Origin of the sequence: Halorubrum sp. SP9, assembly GCF_005435015.1 — an archaeon.
GTDB classification, from domain to species: Archaea; Halobacteriota; Halobacteria; order Halobacteriales; family Haloferacaceae; genus Halorubrum; species Halorubrum sodomense.
In genome coordinates, this window is record NZ_SGXU01000152.1 from 502 (window position 1) to 979 (window position 478).

The 478-nt window shown below is 59.2% G+C and carries 1 pseudogene; it reads left to right on the plus strand.

Annotated features, from left to right (window positions below):
- Positions 1-478 (plus strand): annotated as a pseudogene (locus EXE45_RS16950) (hypothetical protein); the annotation flags it as partial.

Sequence of the window (478 nt, forward strand, 5' to 3'; positions counted from 1 at the left end):
ATGCGCCGTCTGAAACGGAGACGCCGGGCAGCAACGAGGCGTCCACACCGAATTCATCGGACTCGGAGTCGGGAGACCGAATCAGCCCGGACGACCTCGACCCTCGAGATGACCTCAGCCCGACAGAGGTCGAACTCACCAGACGGGTCGCCGAGATGCGACGGCAGGTCGCTGACCTCTCGCTCGATGTCGAGCAGCAGCGATCCAGACAAGAGGAGTTTACTGACCGGCTTTCCGACGACGTGACCCGGCTTCACAGCGAGATCCAGTCGCTCGAATCTCGCGTGGATCAGGATGACGGCGATTTAGCAAACCGAATCGACTCCGTCGAAGCGAGGCTTGAAGACGTTGAAGAGACGCAAGCCGAGTTCGAGACGTGGATCGACGAGGAATTCGATCAGATCGAGGCCCTATTTAGCCAAATCCTTGATACGGTTCGTGAGTTTGACGGCCGGGTGACCGACCTTTCGAGCTCCGT